Here is a 20,651-nt window from a genome sequence, read left to right as displayed (position 1 = left end):
TTTCGACGAGAAGCCTCGCCGCACGAATGTCATAACAAGAAAGGGTGCGTGACGTGACCACGGCCCAGACCACCGTTGACCTGGATGTTCAGCCGACTCCGCTGGCTCTCCTGCTGCTCGGCCGCGAGGCCGACCCGCGGAGCGAGCGCGGCGTGGAGTGCCCTGGAGACCTGCCCTCCCCGTCCGACCCGGACCTGGTGGAGCGCGCCCGCGCGGCCAAGGAGAGGCTCGGGGACAAGGTCTTCGTGCTCGGCCACCACTACCAGCGCGACGAGGTCATCCAGTTCGCGGACGTCACCGGCGACTCCTTCAAGCTCGCCCGCGACGCGGCCGCCCGGCCGGAGGCCGAGTACATCGTCTTCTGCGGTGTGCACTTCATGGCCGAGTCCGCCGACATCCTCACCGGCGACGACCAGAAGGTGGTCCTGCCCGACCTGGCCGCCGGGTGCTCCATGGCCGACATGGCCACCGCCGAGCAGGTCGCCGAGTGCTGGGACGTGCTGACCGAGGCCGGCATCGCCGAGCAGGTCGTGCCGGTCTCGTACATGAACTCCTCGGCGGACATCAAGGCGTTCACCGGCAAGCACGGCGGCACCATCTGCACCTCGTCGAACGCGAAGAGGGCGCTGGACTGGGCCTTCGAGCAGGGCGAGAAGGTGCTGTTCCTGCCGGACCAGCACCTGGGCCGCAACACCGCCGTACGGGACATGGGCATGTCCCTGGAGGACTGCGTCCTGTACAACCCGCACAAGCCGAACGGCGGCCTGACCGCCGAGGAGCTGCGGAACGCGAAGATGATCCTGTGGCGCGGGCACTGCTCGGTGCACGGGCGCTTCTCGATCGACTCGGTCAACGACGTCCGCGAGCGGATCCCCGGCGTACGGGTCCTGGTGCACCCCGAGTGCAAGCACGAGGTCGTCGCCGCGGCGGACGAGGTCGGCTCGACGGAGTACATCATCAAGGCGCTCGACGCGGCCCCGGCCGGGTCGAAGTGGGCGATCGGCACCGAGCTCAATCTGGTGCGGCGCCTCGCCAACGCGCACCCCGACAAGGAGATCGTCTTCCTCGACAAGACGGTCTGCTTCTGCTCGACGATGAACCGCATCGACCTGCCGCACCTGGTGTGGACCCTGGAGTCGCTGGCCGAGGGCAACCTGGTCAACCGGATCGAGGTCGACCGCGAGACGGAGCAGTTCGCCAAGAAGGCGCTGGAGCGGATGCTGGCGCTGCCGTAGGCACCACAAGCGCGAGAAAGCCCGGAGCCCGGGTCCCACTTGACGGTGGGACCCGGGCTCCGGGCGTTGTGCCGGGTGCGTCAGACCTGGGCCGGCTCCGGCTCGCCGGACTCGGCCTCCGAGGCCTGCGACGCCTGCGTGGCCTCCTGCTCGGCCGGCACGCCGGCCTTCTTCGCCCGCTTCGCCTCGCGCTTCTTGCGGCGCCGCTCCTTACGGAGCTCCAGCATCGCGTAGAGCGTCGGGACGAGGAGGAGTGTCAGGAGCGTCGACGTGATCAGGCCGCCGATCACCACGACCGCGAGCGGCTGGGCGATGAAGCCGCCCTGGCCGGTGACGCCGAGCGCCATCGGGAGCAGGGCGAAGATCGTCGCCAGGGCCGTCATGAGGATCGGGCGCAGACGGTGGCGGCCGCCCTCGATGACCGCCTCGATCGTGCCGTAGCCCTCCTTGCGGTACTGGTTGATCAGGTCGATCAGGACGATCGCGTTGGTGACCACGATGCCGATGAGCATCAGCATGCCGATCATCGCCGGGACGCCCATCGGGGTGCCGGTGGCGATGAGCAGGCCGATCGCGCCGGTCGCCGCGAACGGGATCGAGACCAGCAGGATCAGCGGCTGGGCCAGCGAGCGGAACGTGGCGACCAGGAGCATGAACACGATCGCGATCGCGGCCAGCATGGCGAGGCCGAGGTTCTTGAACGCGTCGTCCTGGTCGGACGTGACGCCGCCGATCGTGGCCGTCGCGCCCGCGGGCAGCTTCAGTGCCTTGATCTTCGTCTGCAGGTCGGCGCTGACCGCGCCCGTGTTGTCACCGGTCGGCCTGGCCGTGATCGTCGCGGCGCGGGCGCCGTCGATGCGGGTCATGGAGACCGGTCCGTCGACCAGCTTCACCGTGGCGATGTCGCCGAGCTTCAGACCGCCGGGGCCCATCGGGAGCTTCTTGAGCTCGGCCATGGTGGTGGCGGGCTTCGCCGACTTCACGACGACGTCGCGCTCGGTGTCGTCGAGGATCGCCTTGCCGCTGGTGGTGCCGCGCACGGCCTGGCCGACGGCCGCGCCGAGCGTGGTGTCGTTGAACCCGGCCGCCGCGGCCCTGGAGTTGGCCCTGACCGAGATGCGCGGGACCGACTGCGACAGGTCGCTGGTGACGTCCGTGACGTCGTCGAGCTTGGCGACCTCGTCGCGGACCTCGTCGGCCGCCTTGCGCAGGACCTGGCCGTCGGCCGCCTTCACCACGACGCTGAGATCCTGGCTGCCGAAGCCGTCACCGGCCGCGATGGTGGTCCGGCCGATCCCGGAGAGCTCCCCGAGACCCTTCTCGATGCGGTCCTGGGTCTTCTCGTACGACGCCTTGTCCTTCAGCGTCACCTGGTACGACGCCTGGTTGGTGTCCGTACCGCCGCCGAAGGCCGCCATGAAGCCGGACGAGCCGATGGTGACCTGGTAGTCCTTGACCGAGTCGACGCCGTCGAGCAGCTCCTCGACCTTCTTCGCCGCGGCGTCGGTCGCCGCCAGGCTGGTGCCCGGCTTCAGCTCCTGCTTGATGGACAGGACTTCCTGCTCGCCCTGGTCGAAGAAGTTCGTCTTCAGCATGGGGGCCATGCCGAACGTGCCGACCAGGACCACGACCGCGATGAGGACGCTGGTGAGGCGGCGACGGGTCGCGAAGCGCAGGACGGGGACGTAGATCCGCTGGAGCCAGGAACGCGCCTCCTTCTCCTCCGCCTTGCGGCGCGCCTCCTCCGGGTCGACGCCCTTGATCGCCTTGGGCGGGCGCAGGAACCAGTACGACAGGACCGGCACGACCGTGAGCGAGACGAGCAGGGAGGCCAGCAGGGCCGCCGTGACCGTCAGGGAGAACGAGCCGAACAGCTCGCCGACCATGCCGCCCACCAGACCGATGGGCAGGAAGACGGCGACGGTGGTCAGGGTGGACGACGTGACGGCGCCCGCGACCTCGCGGACCGCCTTGAGGATCGCCTCCTGGCGCTCCTCGCCGTAGCCGAGGTGCCGCTTGATGTTCTCCAGGACGACGATGGAGTCGTCCACGACTCGGCCGATCGCGATGGTCAGCGCGCCGAGCGTGAGCATGTTGAGCGAGAGGTCGCGGGTCCACAGCACGATCAGGGCCAGGACGACCGAGAGCGGGATCGAGACCGCGGTGACCAGGGTCGAGCGGATCGACGCCAGGAAGACGAGGATGACGAGGACCGCGAAGAGCAGGCCGAGCGCGCCCTCCGTGGTCAGGCCGTCGATGGACTTGGAGACGGCCGGGCCCTGGTCGCTGACGACCGTGAGCTTCGCGCCGGTGCCGAGGTCCTTGCGCAGGTCGGGGAGCTTGTCCTTGACCGCGTCGGAGATGGCCACCGCGCTGCCGTCGTGGTCCATGGTGACCATGACCGCGAGGCTGGGCTTGCCGTCGGTGCGGGTGATCGAGTCGGCCTTGGCGGGCTGTTGCGCGACCTTGGCGACGTCACCGAGGCGTACGGGCTTCCTGACGCCCTCGCCGGTGACCATCAGGTCCTGGATCTGCTTCAGGGAGGTGAAGCCACCGCCGACCTGGACGGTGCGGTTGCTGCCGCCCTCGTCGAAGGAGCCGGCGGGCAGGGTCGCGCCGCCCGCCTGGAGGGACTGGCCGAGCGCGGCCTGGCTGACGCCGGCCGCGGCGAGCTTCTTGTCGTCGGGGGTGACGGTGACCTGGAGGTCGCGCACACCGTCGACGGTGACCTGGCCGACACCGTCGATGTCCTTGAGGGACGGGACGACGGTCTTGTCGAGCTGGTCGGCGAGCGCCTGCTGGTCCTTGTCGGACGTGACGGCGAGGACCACGGTCGGTATGTCGTCCGTGGAGCCCGCGACGACCTGCGGGTCGACGTCGTCGGGGAGCTGGGCGCGGGCCCGGTTCACGGCCTGCTGGACATCGGCGACGAGCTGCTTGGAGCCGTTGCCGTAGTCGAACTGGGCCATGATCACGGCGTTGCCCTCGCTCGCCGTGGAGGTGATGCCGGTGATGCCGTCGACCGCGTCGATGGTCGACTCGAGCGGCTCGACGACCTGCTTCTCGACCACGTCGGGAGACGCGCCCTGGTACGGGGCCAGGACAGACACCATGGGCAGTTCGATGGAGGGCAGCAGCTGCTGCTTGAGCTGAGGGATCGCGATGGCGCCGAAGACGATCGCGATGATCGACATCAGCCCGATCAGGGCCCGTTGAGCGAGGCTGAATCTCGACAGCCAGGACATGGTGTGGGTCTCTCTCTGTGGCGAGCGCGGCAGGAGGGGCCCCGGGCGTCCGGGGGACGCTTGCGCATCCTGAGAACGCGGTGCGTCGGCAGACATGCGCGGGGCCCCCTACACCCTCAGTCATGCCGGAGGGCGGTTCCGTCGCTCCCAGGTCCCGTTCTTATGCGCCGCATACTGCGCCCGTAGTACGCGGAGGCCCCGGCTCACTCCACCCTTGGACGGACCAGGCCCGATTCGTACGCGATTACGACGAGTTGGGCACGGTCCCGGGCGCCGAGCTTGGCCATGGCGCGGTTCACATGGGTTTTGACCGTGAGGGGGCTGACCTGGAGGCGCTCCGCGATCTCGTCGTTCGAGTGGCCGCCGGCGACCTGGACGAGGACCTCGCGCTCGCGGGTGGTGAGCGCGGCGAGGCGTTCGCCGTGGGCGCCGCCGGGGCGCGCACCGTCCTCCCAGTCGCCGTACGCCTCGCCCTGCGCGAGGAACTTGGCGATCAGGCCCTTGGTCGCGACGGGCGACAGGAGCGCCTCGCCCCCGGCGGCGATCCGCACCGCCCCGAGCAGTTCCTCGGGTTCGGCGCCCTTGCCGAGGAAGCCGGAGGCGCCCGCGCGCAGCGACTGGACGACGTACTCGTCCACCTCGAAGGTCGTCAGCATCACGACGCGTACGTGCGCCAGTTCGGGGTCGGCGCTGATCAGTCGGGTCGCGGCGAGTCCGTCGGTGCCGGGCATCCGGATGTCCATCAGGACGACGTCGGCCTTCTCGGACTTGGCGAGGCGGACGGCCTCCGCGCCGTCGGAGGCCTCGCCGACGACGAGCATGTCGGGTTCGGAGTCCACGAGGACGCGGAAGGCGCTGCGCAGCAGGGCCTGGTCGTCGGCGAGCAGTACCCGAATGGTCATCCAGCGTCCCCCGTGTCCGTGGCGCGGCCCGCGGTGGCGTGGGCCTGGACGGGCAGGATCGCATGGACGCGGAACCCGCCCCCGTACCGCGGTCCCACCGACAGACTGCCGCCGACCGCGGCGACGCGCTCGCGCATGCCGAGCAGGCCGTGGCCGCCGCTGTCGGGCGAGGGCTGCGCGGTGCCGGGGCCGTTGTCGAGGATCGTGACCTCGATGTTCGGGCCTACGCGCACGACGCTGACCTCGGCCTTGGCCTCGGCGCCCGCGTGTTTCTGCACATTGGTGAGGGCCTCTTGGACGATGCGGTAGGCGGCCAGGTCGACGGCGGCCGGCAGGCCGGTGGCGCGGTCGGAGCAGGCGACCTCGACGGGCAGGCCCGCGTTGCGGAACGTGCCGACGAGGTCTTCGAGGCGGTCGAGTCCCGGCGCCGGTTCGGTCGGGGCCTCGGGGTCGCCCGACTGCCTCAACAGGCCGACGGTGGCGCGGAGTTCGTTGAGCGCGGAGCGGCTCGCCTCGCGCACGTGCGAGAGGGCCTCCTTGGCCTGGTCGGGGCGCTTGTCCATGACGTGCGAGGCGACGCCCGCCTGGACGTTGACCAGGGCGATGTGGTGCGCGACGACGTCGTGCAGGTCGCGGGCGATGCGCAGGCGCTCCTCGGCGACGCGGCGCCGGGCCTCCTCCTCCCGTGTGCGCTCGGCCCGCTCGGCCCGCTCGCGGATCGCGTCGACGAACGCGCGCCGGCTGCGCACGGCGTCCCCGGCCGCGGCGGCCATGCCGGTCCAGGCGAAGACGCCGATGTTCTCCTGCGAGTACCAGGGCAGGGGGCCCGCCAGCATGGCGGCGCCGGTGAGGACGGTCATGGTGGCGAGGCCGACACGCCAGGTGGTGGGGCGGTCGGTGGTGGCGGCGACGGTGTAGAGCGCGACGACGGCGCTCATCGAGACGGGTGCGCGCGGGTCGCCGGTGATGAGTTCGGCGAGGGTGACGGCGGAGGTGGCCGCGAGGACCGCCATGGGGGCGCGGCGCCGAAGGACGAGTGCGGCCGCGCCGAGGACCATGAAGACGACGCTGAGGAGCTGGGGACTGCGGGTGCCCCAGGTGGGGGTGCCGTCGCGGCCGCCGTTCGGATCGGCGAAGGAGGCGGCGATCATGCAGAGCAGCACCGCCGCCGCGAGGGCCGCGTCCATGGCCCGGGGGTGAGTCCTGGCCCAGCGTACGAAGGGGGTCACCGGCGTCACGGTATCGCCCCCTCGTCCGTGCGCGGCACGCCCGTCCACATGCGGGACGCGCGGCAGGCCGCGTACCGCCCGTGACGGCTCAGCCAGGGATCAGACCGTCGTCGCTCAGCATCTCCCGGACCTCTTCCAGGGTCGCGTCCGGGGACGGAAGGATGAGTTCCGAGGGTTCCAGGGACGCGTCGGGCAGAGGGGTGCCCAGAGAGCGGACCGTTTCGAGCAGGGCGTTGAGCGTGCGGCGGAAAGCGGGACCGTCCCCGTTCTCCATCTCGGCCAGGAGCTCATTGTCGAGCTTGTTGAGCTCGGTGAAGTGGCTGTCGGCCAGCTCCACCTGCCCCTCCCCCATGATCCGTACGATCATGACGCCCTCCTCGGCGTGGGACTACTGCTTGTCGAAGCGCGGGGTGTCCTGCGGCGTCTGGGTCGGCGACTGCTGGCCCTGCCCGCCCTCGATGGCCTGCTGCGAGGAGGAGGAACCGCCCGACAGCTCGGCCTTCATCCGCTGGAGTTCCAGCTCTACATCCGTACCACCGGAGAGGCGGTCCAGCTCGCTCTGGATGTCGTCCTTGGCGAGGCCGGACTGGTCGTCGAGCGCGCCGGAGGCAAGCAGCTCGTCGATCGCGCCGGCCCGGGCCTGGAGCTGCGCCGTCTTGTCCTCGGCACGCTGGATGGCCATGCCGACGTCGCCCATCTCCTCGGAGATGCCGGAGAAGGCCTCGCCGATCCGGGTCTGCGCCTGGGCCGCCGTGTAGGTCGCCTTGATCGTCTCCTTCTTCGTACGGAAGGCGTCGACCTTGGCCTGGAGGCGCTGCGCCGCGAGGGTGAGCTTCTCCTCCTCGCCCTGGAGGGTCTGGTGCTGCGTCTCCAGGTCGGTGACCTGCTGCTGGAGGGCGGCCCGGCGCGAGAGCGCCTCGCGGGCCAGGTCCTCGCGGCCGAGCGCGAGCGCCTTGCGGCCCTGGTCCTCCAGCTTGGACGACTGGTTCTGGAGCTGGTTGAGCTGCAGTTCCAGGCGCTTGCGCGACGTCGCCACGTCGGCGACACCGCGGCGCACCTTCTGGAGCAGCTCCAGCTGCTTCTGGTACGAGTAATCGAGGGTCTCGCGCGGGTCCTCGGCCCGGTCAAGGGCCTTGTTCGCCTTCGCGCGGAAGATCATCCCCATACGCTTCATGACACCGCTCATGGGCTTCGCGCGCCCCCTTCTGACAGATCCAGCAGACGTCCAGCACCAGCACTGCGACAGAACCCACAGTACGGGTCCTGCCTCTATTACCGCACTGTTCAGGTGCGGATGCGCTCATCCCCAAGGACGACTGCGTACGGTCCCGCTCCGGCGCAGGGAGTAGGTGTCCCCCAGGGGTGGCCGGTTCGACGAGCACGCGGTGCAGCTGCCGGGAACGCTCAGCAACACTGACGCAGGGTGTTGCCGGATCGTTCCCCACTCGCCTCTGGTCCATGCGGCCGCACCCCGTACCCTTGGGTTTTGTGTTCCGTAGCCGATCCAAGGACGAGAAGGCCCAGGCCGCCAAGGCGCCGGTGACCGACTCCACGCAGCCCCGTGACCCGCAGGCCCCCAAGGGCCGCCCCACGCCCAAGCGCAGCCAGGCCCAGACCCAGCGCCGCAGCGTGGCCAATACGCCGACGACCCGCAAGGAGGCGTCGAAGCGGCAGCGCGAAGAGCGCCGCACCGCGATGGAGAGGCAGCGCCAGGCGCTCGCCAGCGGTGACGAGCGCTACCTTCCCGCCCGCGACAAGGGTCCGGTGCGAAAGTTCGCGCGCGACTTCGTCGACTCGCGCTTCTGCATCGCAGAGTTCTTCCTGCCCCTGGCGGTGGTCATCCTCGTGATGACCATGGTCCGGATCTCCAGCCTGCAGAACATCGCGCTGCTGCTCTGGCTCATCGTGATCGTGCTGATCGTGCTCGACTCGGTCGTCACCGCGTTCCGCCTGAAGAAGCGCCTGGCCGAGAAGTTCCCGAACGAGCCGAAGAAGGGCGCCGTCGCGTACGCCCTGATGCGCACGCTCCAGATGCGCCGGCTCCGTCTGCCCAAGCCCCAGGTCAAGCGCGGGGAGCGGCCCTGAGCACGGAGGCTTTCTCCGGCGGCGCCGCGGCGTCCTGGCTCGGCAAGCTCGACGGTCTGCGCAACGCCGTACGCCAGGAGCTCGTGGCGCGGCAGCTCGACGAGCAGCTCGCCGCGCGTTACCCCGTGGGGCAGCGGCTGCGGGTGCTCGACGTCGGCATGGGCCAGGGCACGCAGGCCCTGCGTCTCGCCCGTGCCGGACATCAGGTGACCGGGGTCGAGCAGGATCCCGGGATGGTCGCCGCGGCGCGGGCCGCGCTCGCCGGGGAGCCCGAGGGCATCCGCGGCCGGGTGCGCCTCGTGGAGGGCGACGGCCGGGAGACCGGGGTGCACTTCCTGCCCGGCAGCTTCGACGTGGTTCTGTGCCACGGGGTCCTGATGTACGTGGAGGACCCCGACGCGCTGCTCGCGGGCCTGGCGCGGATGCTGGCCCCCGGCGGCCTGCTCTCGCTCCTCGTGCGCAACGGTGACGCGCTCGCCATGCGGCCCGGCCTCGCCGGGGACTGGCAGGCGGCGCTCGGCTCCTTCGACACGTCCTCGTACCGCAACCGGCTCGGGCTCGACGTGCGGGCCGACCGGCTCGGCGCGCTGACCGCCACGCTGGCCGGGATCGGGGCTCCGCTGCACGCCTGGTACGGGGTGCGGGTCTTCACGGACACGGCGGGGGACGACGCGCCCGTGCCGCCGCCCGGCGAGTTCCACACGCTGCTCGCGGCGGAGGAGCGGGCGGGCCGCACGGAGCCGTACCGCCGGGTGGCGGCGCTGCTGCACCTGTGCGGTGTGCGCGGCTGACGGCCCCGGCGCGCCCCCTGTTCGGCGGCCCACCGCAGGCAGGAACAACGGGATGACAGTGACAATCCGGGCATGGATCCTTTCCGTGCCCGTTCCCGTGCCCGCTCTCTTTCCGGTTCCCGTACGCGCACCCGTGCCACTCGTAGCGGGCGTGCCCGCGTTCTGCGGCTCGCGCTGCCGCTGACCGCCTTCGTCTGCTCGGTGGCCCTGGTGGGCGGCTGCTCCGGCTCCGACTCCTCCGGCCCGTCCGGCCCGTCGACGAAGCCGTCCGGCACCACGGAGCAGGCCGCGCCCGTCTCCGGCAACGCTCTGCAGGCCGACTTCCAGAAGGTGATCAAGGACGTCCTGCCGTCGGTCGTCCAGATCCAGGCCTCGTCCGAGCAGGGGTCCGGGATCGTCTACGACGACAAGGGCCACGTCGTCACCAACGCGCACGTGGTCGGCGACGACAAGACGTTCAAGGTGACCACGTCCAACAGCGAGACCGAGCTGACCGCGACGCTCGTCTACGCCTACCCCGAGCAGGACCTCGCCGTCATCAAGCTGGACAAGGTGCCCGAGGGGCTCAAGCCGGCGAGGTTCGCGGACTCGTCCAAGGTCGAGGTCGGCCAGATCACCCTGGCGATGGGCTCGCCGCTCGGCCTGTCCTCCAGCGTCACCCAGGGCATCGTCTCGGCGACCGGGCGGACCGTCAGCGAGAACCGCGAGGGCGGCGGGACCGGCGCCACCATCGGGAACATGGTGCAGACGTCCGCGGCGATCAACCCGGGCAACAGCGGCGGCGCCCTCGTCAATCTCGACGGGCAGGTCGTCGGCATCCCGACGCTCGCCGCGACGGACCCCAACATGAGCGGCGGCACGGCGCCCGGCATCGGGTTCGCGATCCCCTCGTCCATGGTCACGACGGTCGCCGACCAGGTCATCAAGAAGGGCAAGGTCACGGACTCGGGGCGGGCCGCGCTCGACATCACGGGCCGTACGGTGCTCGGCAGCTCCTACCAGCCGGACGGGGTCGCCGTCGTGGACGTCAACGACGGCGGGGCCGCGCAGAAGGCCGGGATGCAGTCCGGGGACGTCATCACCCAGGTCGGCGGCACAGACGTCAACACGATGGTGGCGCTCGCGGAGCAACTCGCCGCCCTCAAGCCCGGCGACAAGGTCTCGGTCGCGTACGTGAGGAACGGGGCCGAGAACACGGTCGAGGTCACGCTCGGCGAGATGTAGGCCGGACGTATCGGGAGACGACGGAAGACAGAAGGGCGGCGCCCCGTGCGGGTCGCCGCCCTTCTCGGCGTTCCGGAAGGAGCTACGGACCTACGCCGGCGCGTCCTCCGCGTGCAGGCCCATCGGGCCGTAGATCACCGCGTCGTCCTCGAAGAGGGTGACCTGGTCGGCGCCGCCTTCCGCGAGGGCCTTCCAGTACTCGCCGATCCACGACTCCGCGTCGCCCTGAGTCGTGAACTCCTCGGGCTGCACCGCCGGCTGGACCTCCGTCCCGTCCGACTTCTCGAACCTCCACGTCCACGCCGCCATGTCAGCCTCCAGGGAGTCAACGGACCAGCTCACAGTCTCACTACTGCCCGGAAGCCTAGCCGGGCGAGCGCCACTCGCGGTGGCGCGGGAGGATCTTCCCGTGGAACTCACTCTGCTCGGCACCGGCGCCCCCACCGGACTGCCCCGCCCGGACTGCCCCTGCGCGGCCTGCGCCACCGCCCTCGGGCCGGGTGGCGCGCGTGCCGCGACCGCGCTCCTGATCGACGGCACGCTGCTGCTCGACCTCACGCCGGGAGCGGCGTTCGCCGCCGCCCGCTCGGGGCACAGCCTCAGCGGCGTACGGCAGGTGCTGCTCTCACATCCGCACGACGGGCCGCCCGTCGAGGTGCCGGCGGGGCTCGTGTCGCCGGTCCGGGTGCCGGACGGGAGCGAGCTGGCGCTGCTGACCGGGCACCGGGTGCGGGCCCTGCCGACGGACTCGCCGGGGACGGGCTACGAGGTGACCGGGCCGGACGGCGAGCGGCTGCTGTATCTGCCGCCGGGCGCGGCGGCCGCGGGCTTCGAGGAGACCGAGCGGCCGTACGAGATGGTGCTCGCCGACATCGTGGACCGCCCGGACGCGGCGGCCAGGCTGCGGGCCGTGGGGGCGATCGGCGCGACGACCGATGTGCTCGCGGTCCACATCGACCACGACGTGCCGCCGGGGCCTGAGCTGACGCGCCGTCTGGCGGCGGCGGGCGCACGGGCCGTGCCGGACGGGACGACGCTCGTCGTGGGGGCGTACGAGGACGTGCCGGACGTGCCGCGCAGGACGCTGGTCCTCGGCGGGGCGAGGTCGGGGAAGTCGGTCGAGGCCGAGCGGCGCCTGGAGGCGTTCCCGGGCGTGCTGTACGTGGCGACGGGCGGCACGCGGGGCGGGGACACCGAGTGGTCGCAGCGGGTGGCGCTGCACCGTGAGCGGCGCCCCGGCTCCTGGAACACGACGGAGACCTGCGACCTCGTGCCGCTCCTCGCGCAGGACGGACCTCCGCTGCTCATCGACTGCCTGTCGCTGTGGCTGACGTACGCCATGGACGAGGTGCGGGCCTGGGACGACGCGGAGTGGGCGGGCGGCGGGGAGCGCGCGCTGCGGGAGAAGGTCGCGGTGCTGACGGAGGCCGTGCGGAACACCCCGCGCACGGTGGTCGCCGTGTCGAACGAGGTGGGTTCCGGGATCGTCCCGGCCACGGCGTCGGGCCGCCGCTACCGGGACGAACTGGGGCGCCTGAACACGGCGTTCGCGGCCGAGTGCGAGCAGGTACTGCTCGTGGTGGCCGGGCAGGTGCTGGTGCTGCGCGGCTGACGCGGGGCGATCGGTCGGGGTTCGGGCAGGGCTCGGTCAGGGCCGCGGGTCCCTGCCGGGTCCTGCGGTGTTCTTGCGGGCGACGACCCGGTAGGCATTGGAGAAGCGGGTGCGGCCCGCGAGCGGGGCGAGCAGCTGGTCCGCCGCGTAGGCCGCGGCGACGAGGGGCACGACGGCGTACGTCAGGGCCGTGCGGAGCCCGCGCTGGAGCGGGGTCGGGGCCTTGCTGCGCCAGGGGGCGTCGGCGCTCGGCAGCCAGTGGCCGAGGAACAGGGCGAGCCCGGCGGTGAGGTCGAGCGGGACGTGCGCCTCGCGGCGGTCGGTCGCGACGACGGTGTACCCGAGGCGCTCCAGCTCGCGGCGGAGGTTGTCCATCGGGATGAGGTGCAGGTGCTGGGGCTGGAAGTACGACACCCACCACTTGCCGAGCAGCTTCGCGTAGCGGCTCTCGGGGTCGGGGACCTCGATGAGGAGGTGGCCGCCGGGGCGCAGGACGGTGCGGGCGGCCTTGAGTTCGTCGCGCGGGTCTGTGGCGTGCTCCAGGTAGTGGAACATGCTCAGCGCGTCGTAGCGTCCCGCGAGCGCGGGGGCGAGTTCGGTGAGGGTGCCGCGGTGGGCCTCCTCGACTCGGCCGGCCCTGCGGCCCTCCTCGACGGCGGCTCCGGCGTCGAGCCCGTCGAAGGCGGTGTACGGGTGGACCTCCTTGGCGGCCGCCGGGAAGTGGCCCTGCCCGGTGGCGATGTCCAGCCAGCTCTCCGGCTCGATGAGGGCCAGCAGAGTGCGGGCGGCGGCGCGGTGGCGGCGGGCCGAGCGCCGCGCCGAGTGCTGGGCCTTCAGGAGTCTGGCGGAGTGGCCGGCGTTGAGCCCGTCGTAGAAGTCCCGGTAGTAGAAGGCCAGTCCCTCGGGGGTCAGGCGCGGGTTCTGGAAGGAGTGCGAGCAGGCGCGGCACTGGTCGACGACGAAGCTGCCGGGCTTGTGCTGGAGGAGGTCGGTGGTCCGCAGCCGGGTGCGCAGCCGGCTGGAGCCGCACCAGGGGCAGTCGGTCCTGCGCGGCTCGTGGAACCGGTCGGTGCCCTGGGCGAGTTCGGTGAGATAGGCGGGCCGCCGCTCGGCGACGGCCTCGGTCGTGGGGGTCATCACGAACTCCTGTGGGACGGTCCGAGGGGCGCCACACCACCCTGGGGCGATACGACAATCCGGGGCATCCTGGAACGTAAAGGATCACGGAGAGACCCGCAATGACGCTGCGGATCCGATGCATCGCATGGCGTAACACCACGTCATGCGCCGCGTCGGGGAACGGCCGGTACTGTTCGGCGAATGAGCTCGCTGAATCTCGACGACTTCACCGATCTGATCGAGCGCCCCGACGGCGGGACGCGCCGCGACGCCGAGGAACGCCGTGCCCGCTTCGCGGTGCCGCCCGGCGCGCTCGGCCGCCTCGACGAGCTGGGCGAGTGGCTGTCCGCAGCTCAGGCCGCGGTGCCGGTCAAGCCACTGGAGCGCCCGCGCGTGGTGCTGTTCGCGGGTGACCACGGGATCGCGGAACTCGGGGTGTCGGCGCGGCCCGCGGGCAGTGCCGCGAAGCTGGTGCGCCAGGCCGTCGAGGGCGGGAGCGCGTCCGCGATCCTCGCGCGGCGCCTGGGCGTTCCGGTGCGGATCGTCGACATGTCGCTGGACTGCGGGCCCGACGAGCTGCCCGCCGAGGTCGTACGGCACCGGGTGCGCCGGTCGTCCGGGCGCATCGACATCGAGGACGCGCTGACGCCCGAGGAGGCGGAGGCCGCGTTCCGCGCGGGCATGGCCGTCGCCGACGAGGAGGCGGACTCCGGCACGGATCTGGTGGTGCTCGGCGATCTCAGCGTGGGCGGGACGACGGCGGCCGCGACGCTGATCGCGGCGCTGTGCGGGACGGACGCGTCCGTGGTGACCGGGCGCGGCGGCTCGCCGATCGACGACCTGGCATGGATGCGCAAGTGCGCGGCAGTGCGGGACGCCCTGCGGCGGGCCAGGCCCGTACTCGGCGACCAGCTGGCGCTGCTGGGCGCGGTGGGCGGTGCGGACCTCGCCGCCGCGACCGGGTTCCTGCTGCAGAGCGCGGTGCGGCGTACGCCGGTGATCCTGGACGGCGTCGTGTCGGCGGCGTGCGCGCTCGTCGGGCAGCGGATCGCGTTCCGGGCGCCGGACTGGTGGCTGGCCGGCCAGGCGAGCGGGGAGCCCGCGCAGGCGAAGGCGCTGGACCGGATGGCGATGGAGCCGCTGCTCGACCAGGGCGTGACGGTGGGCGAGGGCGCGGGGGCGCTGCTCGCGCTGCCGCTGGTGCAGGCCGCCGCGGCGCTGGCCGCGGAGCTGCCGGAGGCCCCGCAGGCCGCCGACGAGCCGCAGGTCACCGAGGCGGCCACCGGGGAGCCGGAGACGGCCGACGCGACCGAGTAGGGCACGCTGCACGCTGCTTGACGGCGGGTCACGGCAGGCTTCGGCCCCGCCGCGACCCGCCGTTTCACGTCCCGGCGATGCTCGACCCAGATAGTCAGAAATGCCCCATATGCTCCCTGCTTATGGCAGCTGAACAGACGACCTCTCCACCCGCGAGCCGCGCCCACGCCTCCACCCCCACCACGAAACGGGCGGCCGCCTTCACCGTCTGGTACCTGCGCGTCGTCACGTTCATCAACTTCCTGAGCGCGGTCTGGGTCTCCCTCGGCCAGGACCTGCAACGGCACAACACCAAGGACTACTTCACCCCCTACCTGCTGACGGCCGGCTTCGCGTCCGGGGTCTTCACCTGGTTCCTGGCGATCACGATGCGCCGCCGCAAGCGCGCCGCATGGATCCTCAACCTCGTACTCAGCGGGCTGTTCCTGCTCCTGTTCATCCTCGTGATGTTCTTCCCCGAGGTGCGCCGCTACGCGCAGAACTGGATCTCGGTCGTCCTGACCGCCGCGTTCGTCGCCGCGCTGCTGCTCGGGCGGCGGGAGTTCTACGCGAAGGGGGACCGCTCGAACCCGAAGCTCGCGGCCGTGGTCGGGGTCGGCGGACTCCTCGTGACGTCCCTGTTCGCGACGTTCCTCGTGACCGTCACCAACCAGGCGCACGACGGGCACCACTCGACGTTCCTGGAGCGCTGGCGCTACGGCACCCTGCGCCTCATCTCGGTCGCCACCGACGAGTCCCGCTACCCCGGCATCACGTCGCCGAACTGGGTCAACGTCGTCATCAACATCCTGAGCACCCTCCTCCTGCTCGCCGTCGCGTACGCCGCCTTCCGCTCCCGCAAGGCTGTCGACCCGATCACCCCCGACGACGAGGCGAAGCTGCGCACGCTGCTCGACAAGGACGGCGACCGCGACTCGCTCGGCTACTTCGCGCTGCGCCGGGAGAAGAGCGTCGTGTGGTCACCGACCGGCAAGGCGGCCGTCGCGTACCGCGTCGTCGGCGGGGTCTCGCTCGCCTCGGGCGATCCGATCGGCGACCCCGAGGCCTGGCCCGGCGCGATCGGCCCCTGGCTCATGGAGGCGCGCGAACACGGCTGGATCCCGGCCGTGATGGGCGCGAGCGAGGAGGCGGGCACCATCTACGCGCGGCACGGCCTCGACGCCCTCGAACTCGGCGACGAAGCCATCGTCGAGATCGGCACCCGGGGCGGAGCCCCTGATCAGGGCTTCACGCTGGAGGGGCGGGCCATGCGCACCGTCCGGCAGGCCTACAACCGGGTCAAGCGCGCGGGTTACGAGGTGCGGATCCGGCGCCACGAGGACATCCCCGCCGACGAGATGACGTACCTGCTCCAGCGCGCCGACGACTGGCGCGACGGGGCGACCGAGCGCGGCTTCTCGATGGCGCTCGGCCGGCTCGGCGACCCGGGCGACGGGCGCTGCGTGATGCTCGAATGCACCGACGGGAAAGGCGAGTTGAAGGCGGTGCTCTCGTTCGTCCCGTGGGGGCCCGAGGGGCTCTCGCTCGATCTGATGCGGCGTGACAGGGACTCCGAGAACGGGCTGATGGAGTTCATGGTCATCGAACTGCTCCAGCGGGCCGAGGAGATCGGGATCACGCAGGTGTCGCTCAACTTCGCGATGTTCCGGTCCGTCTTCGAACGTGGCTCGCGGCTCGGCGCGGGCCCGGTGCTGCGCCTGTGGCGCTCGCTGCTCAGCTTCTTCTCACGGTGGTGGCAGATCGAATCCCTCTACCGGGCCAACGCGAAGTACCGGCCCATCTGGGAGCCCCGCTTCCTGCTCTTCGAGAAGAGCGCCGACCTGCCTCGGATCGGCCTCGCCTCCGCGCGCGCCGAGGGCTTTCTGGAGGCGCCGGGTCTGCCGAGCTGGATGCACCGCAGACATCTGGAGCCGCGCCCGTGAGATCCCCGGCCGCGCCGGCCCGCGCCGAGTGGGGCCCGCTGTGGTCGACGGTGCGCCGGGGTCTCGTCACCAGGGAGTGGCGGGCGGCGCCGATGACGCTCGGCGCGGTCTGCCTCACGGCCCTGTTCCAGTACGTCCAGAACCGGTCCTGGGGTTACCAATTCGTGCAGGACATCGGCTCCGTGCGGGCCGCGGACCCGCTGTGGCTGTCCCTGCTGCGCACCCCGCTGTCCCTCTTCGTGCCGGCACTCGACCTGCCCGTGTGGGGCGCCCTGGCACAGATCCTGATCGTGTTCGGCATCGCGGAGATCTGCCTCGGCCGGTGGGTCACGCTCGCCATCGGATACGTCGCCACACTCGCCGGCACCCTCTACGCCCGCCTCGCCATCTCCCTCGGCCCCCACGGACCGCTCGGCCTGCCCGCCTCTGACGCGCGGATCGTTGACAACGGCCCGTCGGCGGCGGTCGTCGGCCTCGCCATCTACGTGTGCTGGCGCCATCGCGCCCGGTGCACGGCGGTCGTGGTGGTCGCCCTCATGGTGATCGAGGCGGCCGTGAAGCCGAACCTCGCGGGCAAGGAACATCTGGCGGCCATCAGCGCGGTCGCCCTGGTCGTCGTGGCGCGGTGGGCGCTGGGCGCCGTGCGTCACCGGGGCGCCGAGCGCTCCGGGTCGGGTGTGCCGCCGATCAGGTCCTGAAAGCCCCGGCTCATCCTCGACCAGCGCCGGTCGTGCCGGTAGGCGCGCAGCCGCGATCTCGCCCTGGCCTTCGGGCGCCGCCGGTACCAGCGCTTCGCCCACGCCGATCCGGGCCGCGCGAGCCTGATGGCCCCGAACAGCGCGACGAACGGCACGAGTACGCCCACGACCGCGAGCCGGGGCTTCCCCTTGAACATGGCCAGCACCACGAACAAGAGGTTCCCCAGGACCGTGAGGATCGCGGTGCCGCGCCCCTGCTCCTCCTGTCCCGTCACGTCGTTCACGCCGAGCGGCGAGAAGCCGCTGAGGACGAGCAGCCCGAGCGCCGCCGCGAGGACCACCACCTCGACGCTCTGCCGGCCCTGCTCGGTCCAGTAGACGTCGGCGAGGTGCAGGATCAGGGCGAACTCGTCGAGGACCAGGCCCGCGCCGATCCCGAAGATCACCGCGCAGATCGAGGCGGCGACGCCGTGCCGCCCGCTGCCGACCGCGCCGAACCCGCCGATGACGGTGAGGATCACGCCGGGCACCACGTGGTGGACGTGCATGCCGCCCGGGGTGACGTTGCGGAACGGCCCGCGCCCGGCACGGATGAGGCGCGTGATCGTACGGGTCACCGCGAACGTCAGCAGGAACGCGGCGAGGGCGAGCAGCAGTGGCAGCTTCCCCGGCTCGACGATGTTCCGGTACCACCAGTCACCCATGCGGCCATCCTGCCGCCGGGGCCCGGGCGCCGCCCGCTGTGCTGAGCCCCCCGGGTAGCCTGCCGGGATGCCCGCAACCCCGGCCGACGGCCTCCGCTTCGCCTTCGGCACCCTCACTGTGCTCCCGGTCAAGGTCACCCGCTGGGACCGCGAGGCGGCCCGCGCCGGAATGCTCTGCGCCCCCGTCGCCGGGCTCGTCGTGGGCCTGGCCGCCGCCGCGCTCGGCGGGCTCCTGACGCTGCTCGGCGCCGGTCCGCTGCTCGCGGCCGTGGCGAGCGTGAGCGTCCCGGCCGCGCTGACCCGGGGACTGCACCTGGACGGGCTAGCCGACACCGCCGACGGCCTCGGCAGCGGCAAGCCGGCCGAGGACGCGCTGCGCATCATGAAGCAGTCGGACATCGGCCCGTTCGGCGTCATCACGCTCGTGCTCGCGCTCCTCGCCCAGGTCGCCGCGCTCGCCGGGCTGTACGCGGATTCGTGGGCCCGCGGCGCGCTCGCCGCCGTCGTCTCGGCACTCACCGCCCGGCTCGCGCTCACGCTGGCCTCGCGCACCGGTGTCCCGCCGGCCCGGCCCGAGGGCCTCGGCGCGGCCGTCGCCGGAACGGTGCCCGTGCGCGGGGCGCTGCTCGCCGCCGCCGTCACCGTGTGCGCCGCCGGGGCCGCGGGCGCCGCCACCGGCTCGGCGTACGGCGCCGTGCGCGGCGCGGCGGCCGCCGTCCTCGCCTGCTGCGCGGCCGAACTCCTGCTGCGCCACTGCGTGCGCCGCTTCGGCGGAGTGACCGGTGACGTCTTCGGCGGCGTCGCCGAGACCGCCGCAACCGCCGCCCTCGTCGTCCTCACTTTCGGCTGACACGGCCGCGGTCACATACCGCGAAGCGCACCCTCGCGCCCACGGGCGTAGGCTCCCCAAGGGGCCATACACCCCACGGCCCGTCAGAACTCGTTCAGACACCATGAAAGTAGGGACCTCACCACCGTGACTGCTCTGACTCTCAGCACCGCCGCCGCGTCCGGCCTGCGTGCCGACGCGATCGTCGTCGGTGTGGCGAAGGGTGCGGCATCCAAGTCCGGAGGGCTCGTCGTCGCCCCCGGCGCGGAGGCCGTGGACAAGGCCTACGACGGCAAGCTCGCCGCCGTCCTGGAGACCCTCGGCGCCTCCGGCGGTGAGGGTGAGGTGACGAAGCTCCCCGCCCCCTCCGGCTTCAAGGCCCCGGTCGTCCTGGCCGTCGGTCTCGGCCCGGTGCCGGAGAAGGACGAGTCGTACGACGCGGAGGCCCTGCGCCGCGCCGCCGGTACCGCCGCCCGCGCGCTGGCCGGTGCGAAGAAGGCCGCGTTCGCGCTGCCCGTCGGGGACTCGGGTGACGCGGGAGCGATCGCGGAGGGCGCGCTGCTCGGCGCGTACTCCTTCGACGCCTACAAGGAGTCGGCCCAGGAGGGCAAGAAGAACGGCAAGGCGCCGCTCGGCGAGATCGCCCTGCTCGGTGCCAAGCCCCGCGACAAGGCGTTCAAGGCCGCCGTGGAGCGCGCCCTCGCCGTGACCGAGGAGCTCAACCGCGCCCGCGACCTGGTCAACACCCCGCCGAACGACCTGACCCCGGAGGCCTTCGCCGCCGTCGCCTCGGCCGCGGCCAAGGAGCACGGCATCAAGGTGCAGGTCCTCGACGAGAAGACGCTCGTCAAGGGCGGCTTCGGCGGCATCCTCGGCGTCGGCGCCGGCTCGGAGGCCCCGCCGCGCCTGGTGAAGCTCTCCTACACGTCGTCGAAGGCGGACAAGCACCTCGCCTTCGTCGGCAAGGGCATCACGTACGACTCGGGCGGCATCTCCCTCAAGCCGGCCGGTCACAACGAGACGATGAAGTGCGACATGGCCGGCGCCGCCGCCGTGTTCGCCGCCGTCGTCGCCGCGGCCCGTCTCGGTCTCGAGGTGAACGTCACCGGCTGGCTGGCGCTCGCCGAGAACATGCCGTCGGGCTCGGCCACCCGCCCGGGCGACGTCCTTCGCATGTACTCCGGCAAGACCGTCGAGGTCCTGAACACGGACGCCGAGGGCCGCCTGGTCCTGGCCGACGCCATCGCCAAGGCCTCCGAGGAGACCCCGGACGCGATCGTCGACGTCGCCACGCTGACCGGCGCGATGATGCTGGCGCTCGGCAACCGCACATTCGGCATCATGGCGAACGACGACGCTTTCCGTACGTCGATCCACGAGGTCGCCGAGGAGGTCGGCGAGCCGTCCTGGCCGATGCCGCTCCCCTCCGACCTGCGCAAGGGCATGGACTCCGCCACCGCCGACATCGCCAACATGGGCGAGCGCATGGGCGGCGGCCTGGTGGCCGGCCTCTTCCTCCAGGAGTTCGTCGGCGAGGGCATCACGTGGGCCCACCTCGACATCGCGGGCCCGGCCTTCAACGAGGCCGGCGCGTCCGGCTACACGCCCAAGGGCGGCACCGGTTCCGCGGTCCGTACGCTGGTGCGCCTCGCGGAGCGCACGGCCGCCGGCGACCTCGGCTGACGCAGAGCGGCACGGTTGACGGCCCCCGGGTGCGAAGGCACCCGGGGGCCGTTCGC

Annotated in this window: 18 protein-coding genes; 10 read left to right on the top strand and 8 right to left on the bottom strand. The window is 72.0% G+C overall.

Annotation, left to right across the window (positions count from 1 at the left end):
• Positions 1–44: 44 nt before the first annotated feature.
• On the top strand, positions 45–1,235 hold the full coding sequence (gene nadA, locus OG698_RS32490; protein ID WP_406107245.1) for a quinolinate synthase NadA: 1,191 nt from the start codon (positions 45–47) through the stop codon (positions 1,233–1,235).
• A gap of 80 nt (positions 1,236–1,315) precedes the next feature.
• Here nadA and OG698_RS32485 read toward each other — a convergent pair whose 3' ends face one another.
• The 5 genes from OG698_RS32485 to OG698_RS32465 form a co-directional block, all read right to left on the bottom strand.
• Entirely contained in the window at positions 1,316–4,480 is a 3,165-nt protein-coding gene (locus OG698_RS32485; RefSeq protein ID WP_406107243.1) for an efflux RND transporter permease subunit, read from the bottom strand.
• Positions 4,481–4,683: 203 nt separating this feature from the next.
• On the bottom strand, positions 4,684–5,382 hold the full coding sequence (locus OG698_RS32480) for a response regulator (RefSeq protein ID WP_399968456.1): 699 nt from the start codon (positions 5,380–5,382) through the stop codon (positions 4,684–4,686).
• Positions 5,379–6,569: a sensor histidine kinase gene (locus OG698_RS32475; protein ID WP_406111429.1), complete on the bottom strand. Its 1,191-nt coding sequence runs from the start codon at positions 6,567–6,569 to the stop codon at positions 5,379–5,381. Before OG698_RS32475 ends, OG698_RS32480 begins: the two co-directional genes overlap by 4 nt.
• Positions 6,570–6,699: 130 nt before the next feature.
• On the bottom strand, positions 6,700–6,978 hold the full coding sequence (locus OG698_RS32470; protein ID WP_100592146.1) for a PspA-associated protein PspAA: 279 nt from the start codon (positions 6,976–6,978) through the stop codon (positions 6,700–6,702).
• A 21-nt stretch (positions 6,979–6,999) separates the two neighbouring features.
• Entirely contained in the window at positions 7,000–7,797 is a 798-nt protein-coding gene (locus OG698_RS32465; RefSeq protein ID WP_266669760.1) for a PspA/IM30 family protein, read from the bottom strand.
• A 272-nt stretch (positions 7,798–8,069) separates the two neighbouring features.
• Here OG698_RS32465 and OG698_RS32460 point away from each other — a divergent pair, with 272 nt between their 5' ends.
• From OG698_RS32460 to OG698_RS32450, 3 genes are all read left to right on the top strand, one after another.
• The gene (locus tag OG698_RS32460; protein WP_199841665.1) at positions 8,070–8,696 is read left to right on the top strand and encodes a DUF3043 domain-containing protein; all 627 of its coding nucleotides are present in this window, start codon (positions 8,070–8,072) and stop codon (positions 8,694–8,696) included.
• An 83-nt stretch (positions 8,697–8,779) separates the two neighbouring features.
• The gene (locus tag OG698_RS32455; protein WP_406107241.1) at positions 8,780–9,487 is read left to right on the top strand and encodes a class I SAM-dependent methyltransferase; all 708 of its coding nucleotides are present in this window, start codon (positions 8,780–8,782) and stop codon (positions 9,485–9,487) included.
• A gap of 180 nt (positions 9,488–9,667) precedes the next feature.
• Positions 9,668–10,711 carry a S1C family serine protease gene (locus OG698_RS32450; RefSeq protein WP_406111427.1) on the top strand — a complete coding sequence of 348 codons (1,044 nt, stop codon included), beginning with the start codon at positions 9,668–9,670 and terminating at the stop codon, positions 10,709–10,711.
• A 90-nt stretch (positions 10,712–10,801) separates the two neighbouring features.
• Here OG698_RS32450 and OG698_RS32445 read toward each other — a convergent pair whose 3' ends face one another.
• Complete coding sequence (locus OG698_RS32445; protein ID WP_100592141.1) at positions 10,802–11,020, bottom strand: hypothetical protein; 219 nt, start codon at positions 11,018–11,020, stop codon at positions 10,802–10,804.
• 100 nt (positions 11,021–11,120) lie between these two features.
• Here OG698_RS32445 and OG698_RS32440 point away from each other — a divergent pair, with 100 nt between their 5' ends.
• Positions 11,121–12,323 carry a bifunctional adenosylcobinamide kinase/adenosylcobinamide-phosphate guanylyltransferase gene (locus OG698_RS32440; RefSeq protein ID WP_399968461.1) on the top strand — a complete coding sequence of 401 codons (1,203 nt, stop codon included), beginning with the start codon at positions 11,121–11,123 and terminating at the stop codon, positions 12,321–12,323.
• Between the two features lie 36 nt (positions 12,324–12,359).
• On the opposite strand, the gene OG698_RS32435 is transcribed toward OG698_RS32440, so the two are convergent.
• Entirely contained in the window at positions 12,360–13,460 is a 1,101-nt protein-coding gene (locus OG698_RS32435; RefSeq protein ID WP_406107240.1) for a class I SAM-dependent methyltransferase, read from the bottom strand.
• 183 nt (positions 13,461–13,643) lie between these two features.
• On the opposite strand from OG698_RS32435, the gene cobT reads away from it, so the two are divergent.
• The 3 genes from cobT to OG698_RS32420 all read left to right on the top strand — a co-directional run bounded on the left by cobT (position 13,644) and on the right by OG698_RS32420 (position 17,379).
• On the top strand, positions 13,644–14,759 hold the full coding sequence (cobT, locus tag OG698_RS32430; protein ID WP_406107238.1) for a nicotinate-nucleotide--dimethylbenzimidazole phosphoribosyltransferase: 1,116 nt from the start codon (positions 13,644–13,646) through the stop codon (positions 14,757–14,759).
• 122 nt (positions 14,760–14,881) lie between these two features.
• The gene (locus OG698_RS32425; protein ID WP_406107236.1) at positions 14,882–16,681 is read left to right on the top strand and encodes a phosphatidylglycerol lysyltransferase domain-containing protein; all 1,800 of its coding nucleotides are present in this window, start codon (positions 14,882–14,884) and stop codon (positions 16,679–16,681) included.
• Positions 16,678–17,379, top strand: a complete 702-nt coding sequence (locus tag OG698_RS32420; RefSeq protein ID WP_406107234.1) for a hypothetical protein — start codon at positions 16,678–16,680, stop codon at positions 17,377–17,379. Before OG698_RS32425 ends, OG698_RS32420 begins: the two co-directional genes overlap by 4 nt.
• On the opposite strand, the gene OG698_RS32415 is transcribed toward OG698_RS32420, so the two are convergent.
• Positions 17,328–18,083, bottom strand: coding sequence for a hypothetical protein (locus OG698_RS32415; protein WP_406107232.1), 756 nt, complete (start codon positions 18,081–18,083; stop codon positions 17,328–17,330). The genes OG698_RS32420 and OG698_RS32415 overlap by 52 nt on opposite strands.
• Positions 18,084–18,150: 67 nt before the next feature.
• Here OG698_RS32415 and OG698_RS32410 point away from each other — a divergent pair, with 67 nt between their 5' ends.
• On the top strand, positions 18,151–18,933 hold the full coding sequence (locus OG698_RS32410) for an adenosylcobinamide-GDP ribazoletransferase (RefSeq protein WP_406107231.1): 783 nt from the start codon (positions 18,151–18,153) through the stop codon (positions 18,931–18,933).
• 126 nt (positions 18,934–19,059) lie between these two features.
• Complete coding sequence (locus OG698_RS32405) at positions 19,060–20,595, top strand: leucyl aminopeptidase (RefSeq protein ID WP_406107229.1); 1,536 nt, start codon at positions 19,060–19,062, stop codon at positions 20,593–20,595.
• Positions 20,596–20,651 lie beyond the last annotated feature (56 nt).

This window comes from Streptomyces sp. NBC_01003, from assembly GCF_045162695.1.
Taxonomy (GTDB): domain Bacteria; phylum Actinomycetota; class Actinomycetes; order Streptomycetales; family Streptomycetaceae; genus Streptomyces.
This window is presented reverse-complemented; position numbering and strand designations above follow the sequence as displayed.